This window comes from Streptomyces sp. NPDC029216, assembly GCF_040648015.1.
Taxonomy (GTDB): Bacteria; Actinomycetota; Actinomycetes; order Streptomycetales; family Streptomycetaceae; genus Streptomyces.
On the sequence record NZ_JBEZWL010000038.1, the window covers coordinates 26,407 to 49,023 of the forward strand.

Genomic DNA, 22,617 nt, shown 5'->3' on the forward strand with positions numbered 1-22,617 from the left:
CCCGCGCAGATTGACGCGATCGCGACGGGCACACCGACGTCCTGTCAGCCGGTCTTCAGGAGGTCGTCGACGGCGGTCTTGGAGAGTTCGGCCCTCACCAGGGCGGCGGCCAGCCGCGGCAGGTTTTCGGCGTCCACGAGGCGCGCGAGGCCCTCGGGCGAGGACGGGAGGCCGAGCTCGGCGGCGGCCGCACGCGCGCGGTCGTCGAAGGAGGGGCGCAGCTCGGGCCACACGGCCTGGGCCTCACGGCAGAAGATGTCCGCTCCCACCGGCCCGATCCGCGGGACCTCCTGCAGGAGCTCTCGGATCCGGTCGGGGTCGCCGTCGGCCGCGTCGCGGAGCCGGCGCAGGTCTCCGCGGTACCGGTCGAGGACGAGCTCCGCCCCGTCGCCCAGCGCGGTGGCCGTGCTCTCGTCGTAGCGGCGGTAGTGGGCGCGGCCGAGCGCGTCCACCCGGTCCTGCCAGGACGCCTCGGCCATCGCCCGCGGTGTGCGCATCCCGGCCGCGAACAGCTCGCGGGCCGCGGCCACCGCGATGTCGGCCTTGATGCGTACCGAGAAGAGCACGCAGAGGGTGAGCAGCTGGTACAGGGGCGCGGGCGTGTTCCGCAGCCTGATGCCGGCTTCCTCGGCGTGCGTCCGCCCGTAGGCGTCCATCAGCCGTCGTACGGTCGTGCGCCGTCGCTGCGTCATGGCGACGGGTTCCCTTCGTCGCGGATCAGTGCGGTGAGGAGGCTGCGGGGGTTTCGGAGGGAGCGGGGCCGAGGCGGGTCCTGCCACGGGTCGTTCCCGAGCAGGCCCTCGACGGTGGCGAGGGTCCAGCGGCGGGCCGTGAGGTCCGGGTCGTCGAGTTCACTCCAGGCCAGCGGGGCCGCGACGGGGGCGCCGGGGCGGGCGCGGACGGCGTAGGGGGCGACGGCGGTCTGGGCGTAGGCGTTGCGCCCGATGTCGAGGTAGAGCCGGCCGCGACGGGCCTTCTTCCGGGCCTCGGTGGTGAAGCGGTCGGGGTGGCGGGCGGCCAGGACGTCGGCGACACCGCGCGCGAAGTCCCGTACGTCGTCGAAGGGCGTACGGCGGTCGAGGGCCACCACGACGTGCAGGCCGCGGGAGCCCGTGGCCATGAGCAGGGACGGCAGTTCCAGCTCGTCCAGCAGCTGGTGGAGGCCGAGCGCGGCCTCCCGCACCGGGGTGAAGTCCTCGCCCGCCGGATCGAGGTCGAACACCAGCCGGTCCGGGTGGCCGGGCCGGTCGGCCTTGGACAGGAAGCGGTGCGGGGTGGTGCACGCCTGGTCGGCCAGGTAGAGGAGGGTGGCGGTGTCGTCGCAGATCACGTAGGTGACGGTGCCGCCTTCCTTGGGCAGCTCGGCACGGTGGATCCAGTCCGGGAAGTGGTCCGGGACGTCCTTCTGCATGAAGGCCGGGCCGTCGGTCCCGTCGGGATGCCGTTCCAGCATGAGGGGCCGTCCGCGCAGATGGGGCAGCATGCGCCGGGCGACCGTGCGGTAGTAGCCGGCGAGGTCGTCCTTGGTGATGCCGTCACCGGGGAAGAGGACCTTGTCCGGGCGGCTGATCTCGACGACGTGGCGGCCGGTCCCGGGGCGGGTCAAGGGTGGTCACCCCGCCCCGGGCGTGCGGCGGCCGCGACCTGGTGCAGGGTCCGGCCGGTACGGACCGACCGTGCCCGCCGGGGGTCGGGCGTACCGGTGGTGGAGGCGCGCTCGTCGGCGTGCTTGACCAGCAGCCAGGCCTCCTTACCGCCGTCCTCCGTGTCACGTATCCGGGTGAGCGAGTAGCCGCCGTGCAGCTTGCGGCCGTCGAGCCGGAAGGAGGCGTGGCCCCGCTCCAGGCCTTCGGTGAGGGGGATCTCGTGGCCGTCGCGGTCGGAGGTGGCGTTGCGGTACGTTCCCTGGTCCCAGACGATCACCGTGCCGCCGCCGTACTCGCCTTCCGGAATCGTGCCCTCGAAGTCGCGGTACTCCAGCGGATGGTCCTCGGTCGGTGTCGCGAAGCGCTTGTCGTGCGGGTCGTTCGAGGGCCCTTTGGGCACGGCGAAGGATTTGAGCACGCTGTCCGCTTCCAGCCGGAAATCGAAGTGCATGCTGCTGGCGTCGTGGATCTGCACGACGTACGAGGGCCGCTCGCCGGACGCCTCTTCGAGCCGGCCCTGGGGCTCGGCCGTCCTGGAGAAGTCACGTCGCCGGTGGTAGCGGTCCAGCGGCCTCCTGGCCGTCATCGCATCCTCCTCACGCCGTCGGGCAAGGCACCCCACCGAGGCGGCTACCCCGCTTCGCGGCCCTCATCCACGGAGCCCTGGCTGCGGATCGTGAGCAGCGGATACCAGCCTGTATCCATGGCGCGGAGCAGCCGAGCAGGAGGGCTCCGCAACGGTCGGCGGCCCGTCTCTGATCACGCAGGGCCGGGCCGTCGCGTGCCTGCAAACCCTGCGAATCATGGTCCTTGGCTCTGCCGACGGATGCGGCGGCCCGTGCCGAGGTGGCTCGCCAGGCTGGTGCGGTCCCGTCCGGCGTGGTGCCCCGGCAGTCGGGCGCCGGCGCCCGGACGGAGGCCTGGTGAGCCTGTGCGACGATTCGTCGCCCGGTAGGAAGCCGCAAGGGGGCAGGGCTGATGGAGTACGTCGATCTCGATGCGCAGGTCGGCGACCTGTCAGGGGTGCTGGACCCGTCTCGCTACCTGGAGCATCTGCCCTCGATCTCCGGTGATCTGCCACCGGGGGCCCGGTCCTTCGACCATCCGACGCGGTCCGCCGCGCCACCCGAGGCGCCTGGGGGGTCAGGAGAAGGAGCGGGGCCCGGGAGAGGCGGCCGACCGCCCACCGCATTGGCCCCAGGGTGTAAACCCGTGGGCCGATGTTGCCCGGGAGGGGCACGTGACAGGGTTCCCCTGTGCCCACGGACTGGCCGTTGCGGCACGGTTGACGATTGGGGGAGGGCCCTTGATCACCACACCGTTCATCAGCCGGAAGGGCATGACGCGCCGCAGCATGCTGGGAGCCGCACTGGCCGCCGGGGCCGCCGTGCCGCTTGCCGCCGTTGCCGGCCCCGCGTGGGCCGACCCGGCCGACCCGGCCGTCGCCGCGGCGCGGCTCATGCTGCCCGTGCCCACCGGGCCGTATCCGGTGGGCACCGTTCAGCTGCACCTCGTTGACCGGTCGCGTCCGGACGACATCGCGGGCCCGGGGCACTTCCGCGAGCTGATGGCCACCGTCTGGTACCCCGCCCAGGACGTCGAGCGGTACCCGGTGGCGCCCTGGATGCCCGCCGGCGCACTTCAGGCGTTCCTCGCCGACGTCGGGTTCAGTGATCTGGTCCCTCTGGGGCCGCTCACCGCCGGCCACGTTGGTGCTCCGGTCCGGCGAACGGGACGTCGGCTGCCTGTCGTCGTGTTCTCCCACGGCGCGCACAGCCACCAGGGCGACCACACCGTCATGGTCCAGGAGCTCGCCAGCCATGGGTACGCGGTGGTGACGGTGGCTCACCAGTACGATGCGTACACCGAGTTCCCCGACGGCAGGATCGCCGTCCCGCTGCGCGACAGGCAGGCGCCGACGCTGCCCGGAGACTTTGCGACTGACCTGCGCTTCGTTCTCGACTGCGTCGAGCAGCTCGCAGCCGGGTGCAATCCTGACGTCGACCACCGGGAGCTGCCGGCCGGGCTGCTCGGCTCCCTCGACCCGCGGCGCATGGGCGCGTTCGGCTGGTCCAAGGGCGGGACAGCCACCGCCTGCGCCATGCTCGCGGACGAGCGCATCCGGGCCGGGCTCAGCCTCGACGCCCCGATGCAGATGAACCCGCCACTGGCAGGCGATTTGGACCGGCCCTTCATGATGATGTCCGCCGTGTTCACCCGGGCCACGGATCCCGAGGCCGCCGCATTCTGGTCGCACCTGCGCGGCTGGCGGCTGAACATTGCGGCCCAGGGCGCCGTCCACGTCTCGTACGGCGACAACGAGGCGCTGTTCCCACAGGTGGCGAAACTGTACGGATGGAGCCGGCAGCAGCTCCAGGACGTGATCGGCACCCTCGATCCCGACCAGGCGGTGAAGATCCAGCAGGCGTTCCCGCTCGCGTTCTTCGACGAGCACCTGCGCCACCACCGTGGGCACCTACTCGATGGACCGTCCCCGGCCTTCCCGGCAGTGACGTTCCTCCCCTGAGTGGCCAGGGGACCGGCACTGGTGTGAACGGGGGGCGGCGGTTGGTCGTCAGTGGGTACGGCCGGGGCGCGGTGCCTCTGGAATAGGGAGCCGAGCGGTTCTTCCTGCCGGCCCCGACCAGAAAGTGTTGGACATCCAGCCAGGGGAGGTCAGCCGGCCGGCTGCGGCTCGGGTGCACGAGTGAGGGCGCGGATGGCGGTGTTCTGGGAGTAGGCGAGCAGGCCGACGGTGGTCGCCGCCATGAAGAGGGCGAAGAGCACGTGGCCGAAGGTGGTGGTGACGGCCAGGCCCAGGCCGTTGAGCACGAAGTGGCTGCCGATCCGCAGGGCGATCAACCCGAGGGCGATCTTGCGGGTCTCCTTGCCGCGCCACAGCGCCTTGGCGAGCTTGATCCGGCGGCGCATCAGGGTCAGGGAGATACCGATGTTCACGACCAGGAGCACCACCAGCACCGGCCAGGCCCCGGGGAACGCCTTGAGGATGTCGAACGCGGCCGCCAGCACTCCCTCGAAGGCGAAGAACCAGACCGGCAGCCGGTAATCGGCGGGCGCGAGGTCGGTGTGGCTGATCGCTTCGTCCGTGCCGGTCTTCCTGGTGAGCATCTTCATGTTTCCCCCGAGGTCGTGGTGTTGACCATCACCTTGCCCGAGGGGGCCGCGGCTGCGGCAGGGCTGTGGATCACCCATGCGACATGACAACTGTCATATGGACGCCGGCCGCAGCGGTGGACTGGAACGTGGCGGTCGATTCCGCCTCCGCTCCCGCCCACCAGCACGCGGCCGACGCCGGACACACTCCTCGCCTCCTGCCGAAAGGGGGGAAGCGGCAGGGGTGGTTCCCCCCCCCCATCAGCCCGACTCTGTCAGGGATCGCGGAGCCCCCGGTGCGACAGCGTGATCAGCGGGCATGCTCGGGGCTGTACTGCAGTCCGCGTGCAGCTGTCGAGGTGCCCGTCGTCGCTCGGCTCACTCGGCCAGCCGGTCCCACAAGGAGCATCCGTGTGCGGAGTACACGTCGACGGGGCGGATCCCGCCCGGCCCCGGAGCCAGCGACTGCACTGACGGCCCGAGAGGAGGTGACGACGGGCGGAGCCTGGGCCAGCGCGGCGCGTCGGCGGTGTTCGGATTGCCGGTGCGCGCGAAGTTCGTCCAGTAGCCGACCATCCGGTCCGACAGAGAGGACTGTTCGTCGGTCAGCGGTCGTTCGATGGGGAGGGAGGGGAACAGGAACGGCATCTCGAAGCCGTGCGCCGCGCCGTAAAGGAAGCCCGGATTCGCGGGCAGGCCGGCGAGGACGGGAGCGTCCGGGTCATTGAACTCGTAGGCGTAGAGCGGCAGGCCCGGAGCGTGTGCGGCGATGGCCCGGCCGGCTGCCAGCGTGGTGCACGTGAACGACCGGTCGGTGAGCACCGCAGCCCACGCCAGCGCGGGAGAGCCATGCCGTGCCGCCGGGTACCGTGCCTCGACGGCCGCGGCCGCGGGCCCGAAGGCGTCCGCCAGACGGGCGCGATAGTCGCTCTCGGTGCGTATGGGGAACGCGGCGAGCGAGAGGCCCACGAACATCCGCATCTCATCGTGGTTGGTGCCCAGCAAGACCGGCACGCGGTGGAAGCGTCCCGACGCCAACGCCTCGTCCGGTGCGACCGGCAGCAGTTCGTTGCCGTAGGCGGGCCGGTTGAAGGACTGCATCAGCTGCGCGGTGGCGAGACGTTCGGTGCTCTGCCCGCGCAGGCACGCGAGCACCTCGTCCCCGCCACCCGCCGTGCAGCCCAGTTGCCGGGCGGCCTCCGCGCCGGCCGTCCGGACGTCGGTCTGCGAGGCGAACGGCTCGTAAGCCGGTGCTCCGGGGGCGAGGGCGCCGCGCGGGAAGGACGTGAGGCAGGAACCGCTCTGGAGGATGGCGCGCTGGAAAAGCCCCGCGGCCGTCGGGGAGGTGAGGTGCGCGCAGATACCGAGGGCACCTGCGGACTCCCCGAACAGCGTGACCCCGCCCGGATCGCCGCCGAAACGTTCGGCGTTGGCCTGCACCCAGCGCAGGGCGGCCTGCTGGTCTGCCAGGCCGAACGGCGGGGCGGCGCCCAGCCCTGCGTGCCCGAAGTAGCCGAAGATCCCCAGCCGGTAGTTGACCGTGACGACGACGGCGTCACCCTGAACCGCCAGGCGTTCCGCACCGTAATCGCTGCCGGAACCGCCCAGGAACGCGCCGCCGTGCATCCACACCAGCACGGGCCGCTTCTTCCCGGACGGCTTCGTCGTCGGCACCGTGACGTTGAGGTAGAGGCAGTCCTCCGAGCCGACGACAGCGCCCGCGTCCGCGCCCGTCCCCGGTGTCGGCATCTGCACACAGCGCTGGGCCGGCTTCGTCGCGTCGCGGACGCCCTGCCATGCGGCGGCGGGCACGGGAGCCTGCCAGCGCAGCGGTCCGGTCGGCGGCGCGGCGTAGGGAAGGCCGCCGAAGGTGGCGTACGCGCCGTGCGATATACCGCGTACCAGGCCCTGTTCGGTCCGGACGACGGTACCGCCCTGCCCCGCGGAGTCAGGGGCGCCAGGGCGTGCGACGGCGGGTGTGGTGGTGGCCGTGAGGAGTGCCGCCGTGCACAGCAAGGGGAGGAGCACCACGCGGAGTGCGGCTCTCCGGCCGGGACGCGGTGCTGTCGTGGTCGGGGACATGCACACCAACCGTTCTTGGGTCGGGGACGGCACGGGACGAGGCCGTCCCGGCCGTACGAGGACGTACGCGGGCACACCGGTCAGGCCGGCCGCGTACATGGTCTGAGCTGCGGCATCGGAGCGGGCCGACGCCGTCGGTGATAAATACGCTAGGACCTCCCGCGCGCTGGAGGTTCAAGAGTTGTGACGCAAGACACATGGAGCATCGGTGAGCTCGCGGCCGGAACGGGCCTGCCCGTCAAGACCGTCCGCTACTACTCCGACAGCGGCCTGCTGCCCGTGGCCGCCCGCAGCAGCGGTGGCCATCGGCGCTACGGCCCCGAGGCGTGGGAGCGGATCCGGCTCATCAGACGGCTGCGGGCGCTGGACACCCCGATCGCGACCATCACCCAAGTGGTCACGGGTGAGCGCACCCTCGACGAACTGGTTTCCTCCGAGCTCGGAGCAGTACAGGAACGCCTGACCGAACTACGGTGGCGCGAGGCGACGCTCAAGGCCCTGGACGACTGCGCGGGGGAGGAGCGACTGCGGCGGCTGGAGATACTCTCGCGCGTCCAGCGGCTTCCGGAGGCGCAGCGCACCCTCACCGACCACTGGTACCGGGAGCTGTCCGCGGCCATGCCCAAACGCCGACTCGACATCATGACCGCCATGTTGGCCCCCGCCCCGCCCCAGGACCCCGTCCCCGCCACGGCCCTGGCCTACGCCGAGATGCACCTGCTCATCGCCACGCCCAGCTTCACCCGCTGGACCCAGGACCACGACGAAGAGATGAGGGACGGCCCGGCCTTCTACGCGGAGATCGACGAAGCCGCGGCCCTGACGGCTGCCGCCCTCGCCCAGGGGCTGCCGCCCGGGGCGGGGCCGGCGGTGGACGCGTTCGTGTCGGCCCACGGCCGGGCCCGCCGGGAGTCGGACACCCCTGCCTTCCGCGCCCACCTGCACGGGCTGGTGTCGCGGTCGTCGGCTTTCGACCCCCGCCTGGAGCGGTACTGGTCCCTGGTCGGCACCGTCACGGGCGGCCGCGTCCTGAACATGACGGTGGCTCACCGATGGCTGACCGACGGCCTGTCGCTCTCGATCACCGGCACCGCCCCTGGCACCCCGCCCTCACACAAGGCCCAACAGCAGTTGCTGAGCATGTGACGTCGGCTCGGATGCCCGTTGGTGTGTGCATGGGTGGCGTGGTGGCAGAGGCCCGCTGTTACAGCTGCTGCTGGGTGAGTGCTTGCAGGTTGTGCCATGAGTGTCCACAGGCGTTCTTGCAGTGGGTCTGTCTGCGGCGGGTGTCGGCGACGGCGAACACGGAGACGAGGACGCGGAACGCTGTGACGTGTTCGCCGGCGGGAAGGCCGGAGAATCCGTAGCGGGGTGGGTCCATGCAGATCATCACTGAGGGGTTCGCGGTGGGCTTCACCCCGGCCCGTGCCACGCCGGCGCGGCCGTCTGCGGCCGTGATGTGCGCCTGCATCGCGTACTTGGCCACCTCCTGTAGCGCCTTCTTCCGCTGCCGCAGGGACAGGCCGGAGAACCAGGTCGTTCCGCTGTCCAGCGTGCGGAGTTCTTGGGCGATCTCGTTGACGATCCGCTCGGTCTCACCTCTGAGGGCGCGGTCGTCATCATGGTTCGTCTCTGTCATCTTCTGATGATGGCAGGGTGCCGTTTCGGGCCGTAGCGGCGGTCATGGGGCCGCCCACTCCTGTGTGTGGCCGGTCGGCCGGGGTCTGATGGGTATGGAATACCGCCAGATGCAAACTGCCCTGGGTGAATGCGAGCCGCCGAGGACGGCGTTGAACCGTCTCCGAAACTCGCACTCCGCCCGTCTGCTGACCGACCTCGCGCCCGTCGGCCAGCCGTTGACCCACGAGGTCCTGGACACCACGGCCCAAGCCTCCGGCCGGTGCCTCTCTCCGCACCACCCGGGTCACCTACCAGGCCTTGCCCGACCGCGACGAGCTCACCGCCCGCACCGAACGCCACCCCACCCGCACCGCGGCCCGCCACCGCCCTCTCCGCCGACGCCTGACGACATTCAACGGCGACCGAGCCGTCATGCCGGACTGCGTCCCCATCCGCCTTCCCAGACCGCTGGCCACCCTGCTGACCGAACTCGCCGGCCGGACCCTCTGGCTGGGCAGCAAACTCACCCAGCCGCCCCGGCCAGCACCTCTCCGCCACCGTGCTGGCCCACCGGCTTAGCGCGCACGACATTCCCATCCGGCCAGCCTGCAACACCGTTCTCACCCAACTCGCCCAAGACCTCCCGCCAGAGCCTGGCAACCCGGATCACCTTGCGCCATCGCTGGGGCAGGCACCGAACCTGTCCAGCGGCGGGCGGTGTCCGGGATGGTGCGCCGGGCGGGCTGCGGCCCCTGCGCTGCCCCGCTCAAGACGGTCCCGGGGCGCTTCCTGCCCGCGGTCCGCGTCATGTGTCACGTGTCATGCCTCCGGTCGTCGGCCAGACCGCCGGCCAGGGCGGCGCGGTGCGAGCCATGGCTGGGTCCCCGGTCGCCGGACCTGGCCGGATCTGCGGTTCTCACGTACACCCGGCGCTACGCCGAGCGCCAGGAACGCGCATGCGGGAGCCATCGTGACGCCCGCGCTCACCACGGCCGTGGTGGCCGGAGTCGCGAAGGTGAGGCTGGCCGCGGCCGCGGCGGTGACCAGCGCGACGACGGCACCGTACGCGGCGACGGTGAGGCGGATCAGGCGTAGCCGCTCCGCCTCCGGCCGTCGGGTACGGCTCAGAAGCCAGGCCAGGGTGTGCGACAGCCAGAATGCCGCTGCGGGCGTGCCTTGGTCGTCCCGCGGCGGAAGGCGCCGCCGCTACTCCGCGGGGAGTAGCCGCACCGGGGTGTCTCCCCAGCGCGGCGGATACGGACGGCGCAGGGCGGCGCGGGTCAGGCGAGATCCGGAAGGGACGGCCTGGCGGCCGGAGCACCCGAGGGCCGCCGCTCCCGGGCCGCCCGCTCCTCGGCATCCGCCAGCCAGAACCAAACCAGCGGGAAGACCAGCTCGATCACGGCCAGTGCCACCTGGAACCCGTGCGGCCACCCGTGCACCGCCAGTGACAGCAACCGCCCCACGCCGCCCAGCAGGAACACCGCCGCGAGCCACCGCACCACCTGCGCCGGGACGGGGTCCTGCCGGGCCGCCCACAGCCAGGCCAGCCCGTACCCGGCGAAGATCGCGCCGAAGAACCGGCCCAGGCTGTCCATCGTGGGGCCGGCGTCGGCCTCGCCCGGAATCGCGGCATTGCCGCCGATCACGTGGAACAGCCCGATCGCCGTGCAGGCGAGGCCCATTGCCCATGCGAACACCCGGAGTGCCTTGGCCATGACTCCACCCCACTTAGTTGACGTGTGTCTACTTAGCTTGAGGGTAGCCCTCTTTGGTAGACGTGTGTCAAGTAGTAATCTGGGTGCGTGCCGCCCCGCCGACGCCTGACCCCTGCCGACCGCCGTGCCCAACTGCTCGCCGTCGGCGCTCAGCTCTTCTCCGCCGCCCCCTACGACGACGTGCTGATGGAAGACGTCGCCCGGCAGGCCGGCGTGTCCCGCGCCCTGCTCTACCAGCACTTCCCGAGCAAGCACGCCCTCTTCGCGGCGGTCTACCAGCAGGCGGCCGACCGACTGCTGGAGGCGACCACGTTCGACCCCAGTGCCACGCTCGTCGAGCAGCTCACCCAGGGCCTGGACGCCCACCTCGACTACTTCATCGCGAACCGCCACGCAGTCCTGGCCGCGAACCGGGTGCTGGCGGGCGACCCTGTCATCCAGACGATCATGACGGACGAACTCGACGCCCTGCGCTCACGCCTGCTCGGCGTCCTCCCACTCGCCGACGAACGCACGCACGCCGCCGTCTCCGCGGCACTGAAGGCCTGGCTCGTGTTCGTCCAGGTGCTGTGCGTGGACTGGCTCACCCGCGAGACCTGCACCCGCACCGAGCTACGGGACACCTGCATCGGCGCGGCGGTCGGCGCCTTGCGCCCCTTGCTGTCCAAGGACCCCGCCCCCAACTGGCCACCCGCCCCACCCGCCTGAACCGGCCAAACCGGCGGGCCAAGTAATCCACGACGAGGGGACCTTCTACCTCGGCGATTGCGGCGGTACGGGTGGCGCCGCGACAGCCGCTGGCGCCCCCCGCCCAAGCCGCTCAGCCGACCTGCTGGCTCCTCCCGCCCACCCCCGCCCCGGGCGATTGGGCGGGAGCTGCGGCTCGACCGCTGGGTGGCCGATGCGGAGCCTCCGCCGGCTCGTCTGTCCGACTCTGTCGTGCACATTGACTCGGGCGTCGACGGGCGCTGGTCGGCTCCCGCGAACGAGGAGACCCTCGAGTGGGTAACCGCTCGCGTCGTGACCGCAGCAGTGCCCGCCTAAGCTTGCCGTTTAACCTCGCCGCGAGATGAGTTGGGCGAGCGACTCTGTGGGCCGGCAGAGCCATGCGAGAAGAGGGCTGGTGACCACGAACCAGTGGACACTGATTCGGCCCTGCTGCTTGTCCAGGATCGGTGGGACGTTATCCCGGTAGACGTAACGGAGGTATCTGCGACGGACCGGAGCTCCGGCAATCAGCAGCACTGGTGAGGCGACAAGGATGGCCACGGGGACCAGGGCTCTCGTGGCGGTGAGCTTCGCCTTCTCCTCGTATCGCATGTGCTCAGTGTGCTGATGCTCGATGTCGCTTGTCAGCTTGTCCTGCGGGGTTTGGTGCCGACGTTGTGGTGTGCGGGTCGGGTGTAGGTCTCGCCGGTAGCAAGAACTCGTCCGACGTCGTAGCGGGTGGCTGGCTGCCTGTTCTTTGATCCGAGTGGCCGGCCGGGGCCGGGCCGAGTGGGTTTCGGTGCACGGGCTGGCGTGCCCGTCTTCACGTGCAGGTTCCTGAACCCGCGCCGGACGCGGGCAGGTGTGAGTCTGTTCGGTTCCGCCGCCCGCTCCCAGGGCCGGCGGAGATCCTGTGCGAGCGGGCAGGACGATGAATCCGGTGGCCGCGTGAGTTCTTGCCGACGGTTCCAGCGGCCTTCACGCTCTGGGGCTCGATGACCGTGGTGACGGCACGAGGCCTTTTGCCCATGTCACGGCGGATCCGTCCGCGCAGGTGGTCGCGGATCTGACCAATGAGCCAGCCGCGGTCCAGCGGGCCATGAACCCCCAGACCGTGCGCCATGGCGGTTAGCCGGCGGGCAGGGCTTTCCCCTTGCAGCCTGTATCGACGACGTAGCGTGCCAGGGTCTTCTCACGCCACGCCAGATACCAGCTAGCGAAGGTCATCGGCGCACCAGTGTCGTCGAGAAGCGGCTTCAGGTCTTCGTCATCCACCCTGCTGTCGGACCACATTCGCCCACGCTCCGGGCCGCTGATGATCAGCCACTCGCGGGCGGCGCAGCCCAGCGTTGAGATCACGATGGCACCGACAGTGCGGTCCTCTGACCACATCACTGGTTCCCTGCGCTTTTCCCATGCCTCAATGGCGTCCTCGATCCCCTCGAAGTCCTCCTCTTGAGGTCGCTCCTCGCCCGACCATGCAGCTGACAGGAGCCGGCTGTTACGTTCGGAACGCATGTGGCGGCCGGGGCTACCAGGACGAACTCGAGCAAGCCCTGGCCGGCGGCCCCGTTCTGGTGGGCCTGCGGTCCTAAATCGAACGGGTAGCCGGCTTCGGCGCCCCCGCACAGGTCAGCCGGGTCCGCCACGAGACCGTGGCCATGTTCGTCGTCATGAACGCCGAAGCCGGCTGGCGGACCAACCGGACCACACCACCGGCATGGGAGTACCTGGCCGCCCGCCAGGTCAACAGCTTCCTGGCGTACATGACCTTGATCGACATCATCGGCGGATACGAACTGCCCGCCTCCCTCTACGCCCACCCCCCGGTACGCCGGACCACCATGCTCGCGGCCAGCGCCAGCATCATCCTCAACGACCTCTACTCGATGGCCGAGGAAGCCGAGCCGGGCATCGGCGACGGAGGCCTGCCCCACGTCATCGCCGCCGAACGCGGCTGCCCGCTACGGGAGGCCATCGACCTCAGTGCTGCCTACCACGATGAACTCGTCCGCAGCTTCGAAACCGCACACACAGAGCTCTGCGCCACCATCGCCTCCCTGGAACTGTGGCGCTACCTCTCCGGACTGCGCGCATGGCTCGGAGGCAGCCACGAATGGCACGCGACCACCGGCCGCTACGCCTCGTGAACCGCGATCGACAACGGGTATGACATGAGTGGTCCCTCGGCCGGTACCGGATCAGTGAGAAGCACGCCCGGGAGTCGTGCGTGTGCGAGCGGCACGAAGGCGCGGTGTGGTCCCGGTCGACTGCTGCGGTTCGGCGTCGGGGAGGGCCGGCCAGGCGTTCTCGTCGTGGGGCTGATCCGCTCCCCGCCGCGGGCGACGGCTGCCTGGACCAGGCGTGCACGGCCTTGAGGAACCGGTACGGCCGGGCGGTGTTCCTCGGGCAGGATGGACGGATGCGTACGACGGAACCGGTATCGAGAGCGGAGGCGCTGGCCACCACCGGCGAGCGGCGCGTCCTGGGCATCGCCGGCCCCCCGGGGGCCGGAAAGTCGACACTGGCCGCCCGGATCGCGCAAGCGCTCGGGCCGGACCGGGCCGTGGTGGTCCCGATGGACGGCTTCCATCTCGCGCAGGCCGTGCTGGAGCGCACGGGCCGCGCCGACCGCAAGGGCGCCCCGGACACCTTCGACGCCGCCGGCTACGTGGCCCTGCTGCGGCGGCTGCGCGCGCCGCGACAGGGGTCCACGGTGTACGCGCCGGCCTTCAACCGCTCGCTGGAGGAGCCGATCGCGGGCAGCATCCCCGTCGCCCCGGACGTACCGCTGGTGATCACCGAGGGGAACTACCTGCTGCACGACGCGGGGGAGTGGGCCTCGGTACGGCCGCTCCTGGACGAGGCCTGGTACCTCGACCCGCCCGACGACCTGCGCCTGGACCGGCTGACCGCCCGCCACGTCAGGCACGGCAAGGACCCGGCGTACGCGCGCGCCTGGGTGGCCCGTTCGGACGAGCCCAACGCCCGCCTCGTCGCCCTGGGCCGCCACCGCGCCGACCTCGTCGTCGAGACCGCCTGAAGGAATCGGCGGTGTCCGCATGCCGGTCCCCGTATACGCCGGCGCGGGGAGCTCGTCATGATGGGCCCATGATGCACAGCGACGATCAGCGCACCGATTCGCCGGCGATAGCCCTGCTCAAGGAGCTGGGAGCGGAGACCATCAAACACTCCGGCGGCACGCTCCTGACCCACCTGCTGCGCGTCGAGGCGCTTCTCGCCGCGTGGGGTGCGCGGCCCGTCCTGCGGACCGCAGCGCTGTGTCACGCCTTCTACGGCACCGACGGGCTGCCGTTGGTACTCCTGGAGCTGTCCGAGCGCGGTCGCCTGGCCGAGGTGATCGGTGCGGAGGCGGAGGAACTCGTGTATTTCTACGCCAGCTGCGACCGTAAGGCCTCTTACCCCAGCCTCGCCGCAGCGGACGGGGCGGAGGCGCCCTTCCGGGACCGGTTCACGGGTGAGGAGTTCACAGCGTCGCTGCGGCAGCGTCGGGACTTCGCCGAGCTCACGGTGGCCAACGAGCTGGACCTGGCGAGGGTGAACGAGTCCTTCCGCGAGCGCAATGGGGCGGGCCTGCTCGAACTGTTCACAGGCTGGGCGTCCCTCCTGTCGGAGGCGACCCGCCGCGAGGTGACCGCGGTCCTCGGCTGAGGCCGAATTCGGCCCCGGGGCGACCGCGGAGTCGCCGCTGGTGACGGTCGTCTGTCGGTGGTGACGGTCGTCTGTCGGTGGCTCGCCGGGGCTGTCGGTGCGATGTCGGTGGGGGCTGACACCATTTGAGAGGTCCGGCCGGGTACCCATCCGGCTCGGAGTTCGAGGAGGGGATCTCTCGTGCATGACGTGGTGATCGTGGGAGCCGGTCCGGTGGGTCTGGCCCTCGCCTGCGAGCTTGGCCTCGCGGGCTGTTCCGTACTGGTGCTCGAACGGGAGCCGGGGCTCGGCTCCCCGTTACGGTCGGCCCCGCTCGGGAGGCGTGGGCTGTCCGCCGCATCGGTCGAGGCGTTCTACCGGCGCGGACTGCTGGAACCGCTGCTGGCGGCGTCGGGCGTCCAGGAGTTCTTCGATCCGGCCCCCGAAGCCGGTGCGCCGACACGCCCCCGGTTCATCGGCCACTTCGCCGGCATGATGCTCGACGGGGAGCAGGTCGACGTCGAGGCCCTCCCCTTCCGGCTTCCCGGCCCGGCGCGCGAAGCCGTGCTGACGGACCTCGAAGCGGTCGAGACGGTGCTGTCCGAGCAGGCGTCCAAGCTCGGCGTGGACATCAGGCGCGGGGTCACGGTCTCGGCCGTCTCCCAGAACGGGGAGAGCGTGGTCGCACGAGCCGGCGCGGACGTGTACGAGGCGCGCTGGCTGGTCGGCTGCGACGGCGGACGCAGTACCGTGCGCAGGCTCGCGGGCTTCGAATTCGTCGGTACCGAGCCGCGGTTCACCGGCTACACCATGCAAGTCACTCTCGCCGATCCCGACATGCTGCGCCCCGGGTTCCACCTGACGCCGACGGGCATGTACCTGCGAATACCCGCCGACGGGCACATCGCCATGGCGGACTTCGACGGCGGCGCGTTCGACCGTTCACAGCCGCCGACCCGCGACCATCTCCAGGCGGTGCTGCGCCGCGTGTCCGGCGTCGACGTGACGATCGGCGAGGTCCACATCGCCTCGAGCTTCACCGACCGGGCGATGCAGACGACGGACTACCGGCGGGGACGCGTCCTGCTCGCGGGCGACGCCGCCCACATCCACTCCCCCCTCGGCGGCCAGGGGCTGAACACCGGCATCGGCGACGCCGTGAACCTGGGGTGGAAGCTCGCGGCGACCGTGCACGGGTACGCGCCGGACGGGCTTCTCGACACCTACTCCGACGAGCGCCATCCGATCGGTGCGGCGGTGCTCGACTGGTCGCGCGCCCAGGTGGCGACCATGGGGCCGGAACCGTACGCCCAGGCGATCCAGGCAGTGGTTCGCGATCTCATCGGGACGCGTGACGGGGCGACCTACGTGTTCGCGAGGCTGTCGGGATCGTGGATCCGGTACGACCTGGGCAGCGAGCATCCGCTGGTCGGCCGCAGCGCCCCTGACTTCCGTCTCGAGGACGGCACTCGTCTCGGCGACCTCATGGAGGACGGACGGGGAGTCGTGCTCGATTTCAGCACCGACCGACGCCTGCACGCTTCCGCGACCGGCTGGGAGGGCCGGATACGGTACGCGGCCGGGACGGCGACCAACGACCTCGGGTCAGGTGCCGTGCTGATACGGCCGGACGGTGTGGTCGCCTGGGCAGGTGACCGTCACCCTGACCGGGAGGAGTTCGAGCAGGCCGCCGGCCGTTGGTTCGGTGGTCCGGCCCCGGCCTGACCCACCGCCGGCGCCCGCCCCGCCCCCGCACCCACTCCGACGGCGCCGGGCGTCGCCCCCGCCGGCGGTCCTGGGCGGGGCGAGGCCGTCTGATCGCCGATGGTGGCTGGAGTCCGGAAATCGGTCGTGGAGGCTGGTGGGCCGGTGGGACGTGGGCGGCGGCCGGGCGGGTGGTCGGTGATGTCGAGGGTGAGCTTGTGGGGTTGGAGGATGGTGCGGGTGCTGAAGACGGGCGTGGTGCCCGGGGTGCGGGTGATCTGGTAGCTGCTGGTGAGGGTGGCGGCGGTGATGGTCATCGCGACGGTGGCGAAGTGGGTTCCCAGGCAGGTGCGCGGTCCGCCGCCGAAGGGCATGAACGCGTACTTGGGCAGCGGATCGGCGGGGGAGCGGTCGGTCCAGCGGTCGGGGCGGAACGCGGCCGGCTGGTGGTAGTGGCGGGGGTCTCGCTGGAGGACGAAGGGGCTGACGGCGACGCGCTGCCCGGGGCGCAGGGGGTAGCCGGCGAGTTCGGTGGGCTCTTCGACGGTCCTTTCGATCAGCCACAGGGGCGGGTACAGCCGGAGCGTCTCCTTCACGACGGATTCCGTGACGGCCAGGCGCGGGACGTCCGTGGCGGTCGGGAGGCGGCCCGCGAGTTCCCGCTCGGCCTCGTCCCGTACCTGTCGGCGGATGAGGGGGTGCTGGTCGAGGAGGAGGAACAGCCAGGCGAGTGCCGCGGCGGTCGTCTCGTGGGCCGCGAACAGGTTGGCGACGATGATGCTGGTGGCTCCTTGAGGGGTGAGGGCGCCTTCGTCGCGAGCGGTGTTGAGCAGGTCCGCGACCACATGCGGGGAGCCGTCGCGGTGTGCCGTGCGCCGGTGGTCGATCAGGCGGGACACCTCGGCCGCCAGGTCGCGGTTGACGCGGTGCAGGCGCCGCCCGCGCAGGACGCGCCAGCGGGCGGGCAGCGGCAGTACGGGGGGCAGGAGCGCGTCCTGCAGCTGGGCCAGGAGGACGGGAACCCTGCCGGTATCGGGCCCCAGACAGAACTCGGCGATGAGGTGTGCGCTGAGGTCCTCCAGCGCGGGGATCGCCTCGACGGTGCCGCGCGCCCGCCAGGCCTGTGCGTGCCGGGCGGCTGTGGCCGCGAGGCGGTCCTCGGCGGCTCGCATGCTGGTGCGGTTCAGGCCGCGCCCCGCCAGGCTGCGGGCCCGCATCCACAGGGCCAGGTCCTCGGAGGCTCGGCCTCCGTCGGTCTCCTCGCCCAGGAGGTCGCGGCTGATCGCGTACGTGGTGTTGGTGTGCTTGAAGACCTCCTCGGCAAGGACCGGGGAGTTCGCGAGGTACAGGCCGTCGTCGACGCGGACGAGGTCGCCGTACTGCTGCTGGTGGAGCAGGAAGCCGAGCTGGTCGCGTTCGAAGGCACGGCGGCTGCCGTGCCGCCCGGCCCCGGCGGGGCCGGGCGGCACGCTGAGCAGCGGCATGGCTACTGCCCCTGTACGTAGTAGTAGTAATACGCGCTGCCACGATCCGTACCGAGCGTGGTGAGCGGGCTGGTGCGCTGGATTCTCGCCCCGGAAGGGTCATTGGCCAGGGGGGCCGCGTTCGAGGCGGCGAAGGCTGATCCTCCGCCGAGGAGTGCGGCGACGGCGGAGACCGCGACGAGGAGCGACTTGCGCAGGGGGATCAGGGCAGCCATGGGTGGTTCCTTTCGAAGGCGCCGGGCGGTGTTTCCGCCTGGTCTGCTGCCTCCATTCCGCCCTGGGGAGCTGCTCGGGACACGTCACGAGGAGACGGGACATGCCCTCGGCCGCCGCGTCTGGCACAATGACCGGCCCCTCCCGCCCGTCCGGTGTCGTGGTCGGGCGGGGGCGTACCGATGGCTGGCGGTGGCTTACCTGCCGACGACGTTCATCAGGATGATCGCCGTGAGGTTCGCGAGGATGATGCCGACGACTCCGATGACCACGGCGCAGGCTCGGGCTGATTCGTCCAGGTGCACGTGTCCTCCCGTCCGGGCGGGCGGTCCCTCTCATGCCGGGTGCTGGCGCGCAGGGCCCTTCCCGGCTCCCAGCCATGGTGGCCCGGAAAGCCGCCGGGCACACCTCGAGGCAGGGCTGAACAGGGCGGCTACCAGGTGGCGTGGAGGTGCTCGGGGGGCCGCCGGAGCTGACAGACGCACGCCGGGCGAGAGGCAGCGCTCCAGCCCCGAGCCCTGCCTACCCGCAAGGTAGACCCGCAGGAACTCACCCGACGAACCGACAGGGCCGCGCCGGGAGACACGGAGTGCGAGAACGGGGTGCCGGTCTGCCCCGGGGCTCGGAGCCGTCGGGGCAACGGCGACGGTGTCGGTACCCTGCATAGCAGCAGCCCTCCCCGCCGTCCGTGCAGGGCGCAGCCCTCCTTCTGTGATTGCCTCCGAGTGACCCTCCTGCTGCGATCTGGGAAGCGGTGGGCAAGGTAGGAACACCTCCCGGCCATCGGCGCCGGGCCCCTCGGCCCGGCGACGGGCCGGCTGAGGGCCTGCCCGGCCGTGGCCTTAGGGTTCGGGATCATGACGAGGACCACGCCACCGCGCCCGCTCGACGTCGAAGTGCTCTTCCCCGGGCTCGCCGCCCACCGCGGCACGACCACCCGGCTGCACCCGCGGCCGGGCAGCCCCGACGCGTCGGTGAGCTCCGTGGGCGGGCCGATGCTCTGGCCGGCGGACGAGCCGTGGCCGGTGTGCACCGATCCGCACCCTCACGGGCGCGGCCGGCGCCCCGCGGACATCCACCGGGAGCGTCAGCTCCTGGCCGCCGCGTGGGCCCGGGACCCGGACTCCGGCCCCACGGACGAGGAGCGTCGGCTCCTGGAGGAGCTCAGGCGCAGGCACCGGGTGGCGGGCGAGAGCGGGGAGAGGGATCCGCTCCCGATGATCGGTGTGGCCCAGCTGTACCGCCGGGACGTGCCCGACCTGCTTGCGGGGCCCGAGGACTGCGATCTGCTCCAGGTGTTCTGGTGCCCCTTCGACGCGCACGGCGAGAACCGGACCGGCATGCTGCTGGACCTGCGCTGGCGCCGGTCGTGGGAGGTCGTCAGGGCGCTGGCGCAGCCGCCCGTGCCGGAGGTCGTGGGCTTCGAGGGTTACGTACCCGAGCCGTGCGTGCTGCACCCCGAGCAGGTGGTCACGTACCCCTTCGCCGGGCTGCTGCCCGAAGAACTGTGCGCCCGGATCGAGGCCAGGGAAGAGGCCCTCGAAGAGGAGGCCGAGGAAGCGGGCGCGGAGGAATGGGACTGGCCGACCTACCAGTTCGACCTGTCCATCCCGCCCGGCTGGCGCGCCGGGGGCTACGCGTCCTGGAACCTGACCGACCCCGCCGCCACGGACTGCCCGGCCTGCGCCGCCCCGATGGAACTGCTGCTGACCATCGACAGCTCGGAGTGGGACGGCGGCAGCGGCAGCTGGATGCCGCTGGAGGAGCGGGACCCGGCCGTCCGTAGGGGCGGGGCGGACACCGGGATCACGGTGGGCCGCGCGGGCAAGCTGAACGTCTTCGCCTGCCCCGCCGACCCGGGACATCCCCACCTCACGAGCATCCAGTAGCTGCGTACGCACCACCGCACGAGGACGCGCGGACGCCGGCCCCGGAGCCGGCAGCGGGGAGTCGGGCGTACCGGGCCTCCCGGGCATTCGGCATCTGGCCCACCACCTCACCACCTGTTCCGAGTCGGCCAGCAAACGGGAAGGGCGTCGAGCAAGTACCGGCGCGTTTCCAGAACTCGGCAACACGTCCCCTACTGAAGCAAGATCATCTTGTGTAGGAGTTCGGATCCGGCTCGGCCGTAGAGCCGGGGCGGCGGGGTGGCGGGTGAGCCGGCCGGTCACGATTTCGTCAGCGGACTGCCCAACGCTCCCCTGATGTATGCCGAGGATCCCGCGGAGCTCCGGCCGGTGGCCGTCGCGCGGGTCCGGGCATCCGCGAGCGCAGTTCGCGGCAGACGCTGACCCCGTCGCTGTCCTGGAGCCGGACGTCCAGGATCGCGACCCGGGGGCGCAGGGCTGGGATCCGGACCAACGCCTGCTCGGCAGTCGAGGCTTCGCCGATCACGGTCAGATCGGGCTCGGCGTCCGGCAGGTCGTGCACGCCCCGATGTACGACTTCGTGGTCGTCGAGGAGGATGACGCTGATGGGCGTCTTCACGGGGGACGGGGGCGCCGCTGTCGGTCATTGCACAACTCCTTGGCCTGGGTGGCTCGTCCGGCACGCGCGCGAACTCCAGCACGGTGCCCCTCCCGCAGGCCGGACGGACAGGGCCGATCGGCCCTGTCCGTCCGTTTTGATGCGGGGACTGCCTCAGGGGTGGGGTACGACGGCGGCCGGGGCGGCGGAGTGGTGCAGTACGGCGTGGGCGACCGGGCCGAGGTGCGGTCCGATCGCCGAGCGGCGGATCCGCCGGCCGACGACCAGCAGTGAGGCGTCCGTCGAGGCGTCGACCAGGTGACCCGCGGACTGGCCCACCACGGATTCCTCTTCGACGTGCACATCGGGGTACTTGCCGCGCCAAGGCCGCAGTACGTCACCGAGCGCGGCGGCCGCACCGGCCGCCGCCCCGTCCCGTACCTCGGGGGCGATCGACGCCGGATCGAAGGCGGAAACCGACGGTCCTGCGAACGGACGAGGAGATCCGCTCCGACGTCGCGGCCGAGGTCGCGGCCCACCTCCCGCCACCTCACCGGCCGTCGTCGAAGACATGTCCGAGTGATGTGCGAACTCACCTTGCACACCCGGTTCGCCCCGGGGACGAGCATATGGCGACGCTGCTTCCGCTTTCGCTGACGTGCAACGCGGATGAGGACCTGCCCGCCGGCTACGCGAACCCCGTGCCGTGTGCCGTGTGCCGTGTGGCGATGGGCGAAGGCGATGTCGGCGGGTGTGGTCCTGGCCCAGATGGGGTGGTGGAGCGGGATGGCCCGCTGAACTCCCGGCGGAGTGAGCTTGGGGCGTCACGGTGGAAGAGTCGAGCACGGGGGCGTCCTGCTGCTCCGTCACCGTGCATCCCTCGGTGTGCACGGTGGCGGGTACGGCTGTCCAGAACCCGCACCCACGGCGTGTCCGTCACGGCCGGGGTGCCAGTGGGGTTGCGGCGGGTGGGCACCTGGTCCAGGGCATGCTGGGGATCGGTCGCAGCCCGGCGGCCGCAACCGCGTGCCTGCGCAGGGTGACGGCGGCCGGCCTCGGTGGGGCACCGTGGAAACCGGGTCCAACCGGGTTCGTCCACCTGCCATTTCGTGGGTTCGGGGAAGCGAACTCCGCGCCGGACTTCGCCCCGGCGGCCGGGGTCACGGATCGCTCGGACGGATCCGGCGCATCTGAGGACGGAGGGACCGGGCCGGTCAGCTGCTCTCTGGTCCGTCGGCCAGTCTGGAAGCCAGGTCTCGGGCGAATTGGGCACCGAGAACGCATAAGGCACTGCCTCGACGGATTCGCCTCGACTGCGAGCGCGACCACCGTCCTTCCGTCGAGCCGCCGTCCGGAATTTCCCCGGTGTCCGCGGCTTGAAGGCCAGCCTGCCCGTCGCTGCGCTGGTCAGCCTTTCGGGACGGATTCCCGCGTTCGCCTGACCCAGGCGACGTCGGTGCGCCAGGGTCGTGGCAGACGGACCCGCAGTCGGGCGGGTCCTGCTGGGCGGTGAAGGGGTGTTATGGCCAGCGACGGGGAGACGTGGACGACGGAGGAGTTCGGGACCTCTCACGAGGGCTGGGTCGGGGTCCTCCTGGCCGACGGCACCGTCCCGGCGCCGGCGCTCTTCGACACCGGGTCGGGCCCCGACGTCCACCAGACATCTCACTGGTCCGTCTACGACGGCCGCTTCGCCCACATCCCGCGCGCGGCCGCGCTCCGCGGAACCTGCTCGTGCGGATGGACCGGCCCCGAACACCCGCTGGACTGGGAAGCGATCGGCAAGCAGGACCTGGAGGACGCCGCCGACGAACAGACGGATGCCTGCTGCGAGGACTGGGACGACCACACGACCGCCGTCGAAGCGGCCACGATCCCCGTCCCCGAATCGGTGACCCACCTGCTGGAGCAGCTCCAGGCCGAGATCGGCAAACTCGGCGACGACTCACCCCTCGCCGCACTCCGCGCCGTCCGCCGCCTGGAGGCCGCCGCCCGCGCGGCGGGGTACTGGATCGCCCGCTCCGCCCAGCACGACACCACCCCGGCCCAGGCCGCCACCGCGCTCGGCCTGACCGAGGCGGCCGCCCGCCGCGAACTCGCCCGACTGGGACGCTGGAGCCCGTACCGGCCTTGACGGCCTCCGCACAAGGACTCCTGAGCGGCTGGTGAGCGGGCTGCGTCGGGGCCGAGCGGCGCTGTCGGCGGCGGTGT

The 22,617-nt window shown here is 71.4% G+C and carries 19 protein-coding genes and 3 pseudogenes; 9 read left to right on the top strand and 13 right to left on the bottom strand.

The window, feature by feature from the left end; genetic code table 11:
• Positions 1–44: 44 nt before the first annotated feature.
• The 3 genes from AB0F18_RS16420 to AB0F18_RS16430 are packed head-to-tail and all read right to left on the bottom strand — an operon-like array spanning position 45 to position 2,232.
• A complete protein-coding gene (locus AB0F18_RS16420) occupies positions 45–692 on the bottom strand; it encodes an endonuclease (RefSeq protein WP_362060464.1) in 648 nt (215 codons plus the stop codon).
• Positions 689–1,606 carry a non-homologous end-joining DNA ligase gene (ligD, locus tag AB0F18_RS16425; protein ID WP_362060467.1) on the bottom strand — a complete coding sequence of 306 codons (918 nt, stop codon included), beginning with the start codon at positions 1,604–1,606 and terminating at the stop codon, positions 689–691. The genes AB0F18_RS16420 and ligD overlap by 4 nt, the downstream gene beginning before the upstream one ends.
• Positions 1,603–2,232: a DNA polymerase ligase N-terminal domain-containing protein gene (locus AB0F18_RS16430; protein ID WP_362060469.1), complete on the bottom strand. Its 630-nt coding sequence runs from the start codon at positions 2,230–2,232 to the stop codon at positions 1,603–1,605. The genes ligD and AB0F18_RS16430 overlap by 4 nt, the downstream gene beginning before the upstream one ends.
• A 720-nt stretch (positions 2,233–2,952) precedes the next feature.
• On the opposite strand from AB0F18_RS16430, the gene AB0F18_RS16435 reads away from it, so the two are divergent.
• Positions 2,953–4,173 carry an acetylhydrolase gene (locus AB0F18_RS16435; RefSeq protein ID WP_362060472.1) on the top strand — a complete coding sequence of 407 codons (1,221 nt, stop codon included), beginning with the start codon at positions 2,953–2,955 and terminating at the stop codon, positions 4,171–4,173.
• A 149-nt stretch (positions 4,174–4,322) separates the two neighbouring features.
• On the opposite strand, the gene AB0F18_RS16440 is transcribed toward AB0F18_RS16435, so the two are convergent.
• Positions 4,323–4,775: a hypothetical protein gene (locus tag AB0F18_RS16440; protein WP_362060475.1), complete on the bottom strand. Its 453-nt coding sequence runs from the start codon at positions 4,773–4,775 to the stop codon at positions 4,323–4,325.
• Between the two features lie 363 nt (positions 4,776–5,138).
• The gene (locus tag AB0F18_RS16445) at positions 5,139–6,788 is read right to left on the bottom strand and encodes a carboxylesterase family protein (RefSeq protein ID WP_362060478.1); all 1,650 of its coding nucleotides are present in this window, start codon (positions 6,786–6,788) and stop codon (positions 5,139–5,141) included.
• A 237-nt stretch (positions 6,789–7,025) separates the two neighbouring features.
• On the opposite strand from AB0F18_RS16445, the gene AB0F18_RS16450 reads away from it, so the two are divergent.
• Positions 7,026–7,988, top strand: a complete 963-nt coding sequence (locus tag AB0F18_RS16450) for a MerR family transcriptional regulator (protein ID WP_362060481.1) — start codon at positions 7,026–7,028, stop codon at positions 7,986–7,988.
• 58 nt (positions 7,989–8,046) lie between these two features.
• Here the strand turns inward: AB0F18_RS16450 and AB0F18_RS16455 are convergent, their stop codons facing one another.
• On the bottom strand, positions 8,047–8,481 hold the full coding sequence (locus AB0F18_RS16455) for a DUF5958 family protein (protein ID WP_362060483.1): 435 nt from the start codon (positions 8,479–8,481) through the stop codon (positions 8,047–8,049).
• A gap of 1,261 nt (positions 8,482–9,742) precedes the next feature.
• Positions 9,743–10,180, bottom strand: coding sequence for a DUF4345 domain-containing protein (locus tag AB0F18_RS16460; protein WP_362060486.1), 438 nt, complete (start codon positions 10,178–10,180; stop codon positions 9,743–9,745).
• A gap of 87 nt (positions 10,181–10,267) precedes the next feature.
• Between AB0F18_RS16460 and AB0F18_RS16465 the strand changes: the two genes are divergently transcribed.
• Complete coding sequence (locus tag AB0F18_RS16465; protein ID WP_362060489.1) at positions 10,268–10,888, top strand: TetR/AcrR family transcriptional regulator; 621 nt, start codon at positions 10,268–10,270, stop codon at positions 10,886–10,888.
• A 644-nt stretch (positions 10,889–11,532) separates the two neighbouring features.
• Here the strand turns inward: AB0F18_RS16465 and AB0F18_RS16470 are convergent.
• A pseudogene (locus tag AB0F18_RS16470) lies at positions 11,533–11,805 on the bottom strand (transposase); the annotation flags it as partial.
• 23 nt (positions 11,806–11,828) lie between these two features.
• Positions 11,829–12,070 (bottom strand): annotated as a pseudogene (locus AB0F18_RS16475) (IS5/IS1182 family transposase); the annotation flags it as partial.
• 413 nt (positions 12,071–12,483) lie between these two features.
• Here AB0F18_RS16475 and AB0F18_RS16480 point away from each other — a divergent pair.
• The 4 genes from AB0F18_RS16480 (at position 12,484) to AB0F18_RS16495 (ending at position 16,264) form a co-directional block, all read left to right on the top strand.
• On the top strand, positions 12,484–13,038 hold the full coding sequence (locus AB0F18_RS16480; protein ID WP_362060541.1) for a hypothetical protein: 555 nt from the start codon (positions 12,484–12,486) through the stop codon (positions 13,036–13,038).
• A 272-nt stretch (positions 13,039–13,310) separates the two neighbouring features.
• The gene (locus tag AB0F18_RS16485; RefSeq protein ID WP_362060492.1) at positions 13,311–13,931 is read left to right on the top strand and encodes a nucleoside/nucleotide kinase family protein; all 621 of its coding nucleotides are present in this window, start codon (positions 13,311–13,313) and stop codon (positions 13,929–13,931) included.
• A gap of 71 nt (positions 13,932–14,002) precedes the next feature.
• Positions 14,003–14,560, top strand: coding sequence for a DUF6817 domain-containing protein (locus AB0F18_RS16490; protein WP_362060544.1), 558 nt, complete (start codon positions 14,003–14,005; stop codon positions 14,558–14,560).
• A gap of 180 nt (positions 14,561–14,740) precedes the next feature.
• Positions 14,741–16,264, top strand: coding sequence for an FAD-dependent oxidoreductase (locus AB0F18_RS16495; protein WP_362060495.1), 1,524 nt, complete (start codon positions 14,741–14,743; stop codon positions 16,262–16,264).
• Here the strand turns inward: AB0F18_RS16495 and AB0F18_RS16500 are convergent.
• Both AB0F18_RS16500 and AB0F18_RS16505 read right to left on the bottom strand, forming a co-directional pair.
• A complete protein-coding gene (locus AB0F18_RS16500) occupies positions 16,198–17,727 on the bottom strand; it encodes a cytochrome P450 (protein ID WP_362060498.1) in 1,530 nt (509 codons plus the stop codon). The genes AB0F18_RS16495 and AB0F18_RS16500 overlap by 67 nt on opposite strands.
• Positions 17,728–17,729: 2 nt before the next feature.
• The gene (locus AB0F18_RS16505) at positions 17,730–17,942 is read right to left on the bottom strand and encodes a hypothetical protein (RefSeq protein WP_362060501.1); all 213 of its coding nucleotides are present in this window, start codon (positions 17,940–17,942) and stop codon (positions 17,730–17,732) included.
• A gap of 855 nt (positions 17,943–18,797) precedes the next feature.
• Between AB0F18_RS16505 and AB0F18_RS16510 the strand changes: the two genes are divergently transcribed.
• The gene (locus tag AB0F18_RS16510; protein WP_362060504.1) at positions 18,798–19,829 is read left to right on the top strand and encodes a hypothetical protein; all 1,032 of its coding nucleotides are present in this window, start codon (positions 18,798–18,800) and stop codon (positions 19,827–19,829) included.
• Between the two features lie 367 nt (positions 19,830–20,196).
• Here the strand turns inward: AB0F18_RS16510 and AB0F18_RS16515 are convergent.
• Together AB0F18_RS16515 and AB0F18_RS16520 are read right to left on the bottom strand one after the other, a co-directional pair.
• Positions 20,197–20,427: pseudogene (locus tag AB0F18_RS16515) on the bottom strand (response regulator); the annotation flags it as partial.
• A 153-nt stretch (positions 20,428–20,580) separates the two neighbouring features.
• Positions 20,581–20,979 (bottom strand): universal stress protein, encoded by a 399-nt coding sequence (locus tag AB0F18_RS16520; RefSeq protein WP_362060507.1) that lies wholly within the window; start codon positions 20,977–20,979, stop codon positions 20,581–20,583.
• 949 nt (positions 20,980–21,928) lie between these two features.
• On the opposite strand from AB0F18_RS16520, the gene AB0F18_RS16525 reads away from it, so the two are divergent.
• Complete coding sequence (locus AB0F18_RS16525; RefSeq protein ID WP_362060510.1) at positions 21,929–22,540, top strand: hypothetical protein; 612 nt, start codon at positions 21,929–21,931, stop codon at positions 22,538–22,540.
• Positions 22,541–22,617: the final 77 nt, after the last annotated feature.

What these genes read in the sequence shown, in the direction of transcription:
- AB0F18_RS16420 (WP_362060464.1), bottom strand. Translation starts at nt 692, where the DNA reads ATGACGCAGCGACGGCGCACGACCGTACGACGGCTGATGGACGCCTAC.
- AB0F18_RS16430 (WP_362060469.1), bottom strand. Translation starts at nt 2,232, where the DNA reads ATGACGGCCAGGAGGCCGCTGGACCGCTACCACCGGCGACGTGACTTC.
- AB0F18_RS16440 (WP_362060475.1), bottom strand. Translation starts at nt 4,775, where the DNA reads ATGCTCACCAGGAAGACCGGCACGGACGAAGCGATCAGCCACACCGAC.
- AB0F18_RS16455 (WP_362060483.1), bottom strand. Translation starts at nt 8,481, where the DNA reads ATGACAGAGACGAACCATGATGACGACCGCGCCCTCAGAGGTGAGACC.
- AB0F18_RS16460 (WP_362060486.1), bottom strand. Translation starts at nt 10,180, where the DNA reads ATGGCCAAGGCACTCCGGGTGTTCGCATGGGCAATGGGCCTCGCCTGC.
- AB0F18_RS16485 (WP_362060492.1), top strand. Translation starts at nt 13,311, where the DNA reads ATGCGTACGACGGAACCGGTATCGAGAGCGGAGGCGCTGGCCACCACC.
- AB0F18_RS16490 (WP_362060544.1), top strand. Translation starts at nt 14,003, where the DNA reads ATGCACAGCGACGATCAGCGCACCGATTCGCCGGCGATAGCCCTGCTC.
- AB0F18_RS16500 (WP_362060498.1), bottom strand. Translation starts at nt 17,727, where the DNA reads ATGCCGCTGCTCAGCGTGCCGCCCGGCCCCGCCGGGGCCGGGCGGCAC.
- AB0F18_RS16505 (WP_362060501.1), bottom strand. Translation starts at nt 17,942, where the DNA reads ATGGCTGCCCTGATCCCCCTGCGCAAGTCGCTCCTCGTCGCGGTCTCC.
- AB0F18_RS16510 (WP_362060504.1), top strand. Translation starts at nt 18,798, where the DNA reads ATGACGAGGACCACGCCACCGCGCCCGCTCGACGTCGAAGTGCTCTTC.
- AB0F18_RS16520 (WP_362060507.1), bottom strand. Translation starts at nt 20,979, where the DNA reads ATGTCTTCGACGACGGCCGGTGAGGTGGCGGGAGGTGGGCCGCGACCT.
- AB0F18_RS16525 (WP_362060510.1), top strand. Translation starts at nt 21,929, where the DNA reads ATGGCCAGCGACGGGGAGACGTGGACGACGGAGGAGTTCGGGACCTCT.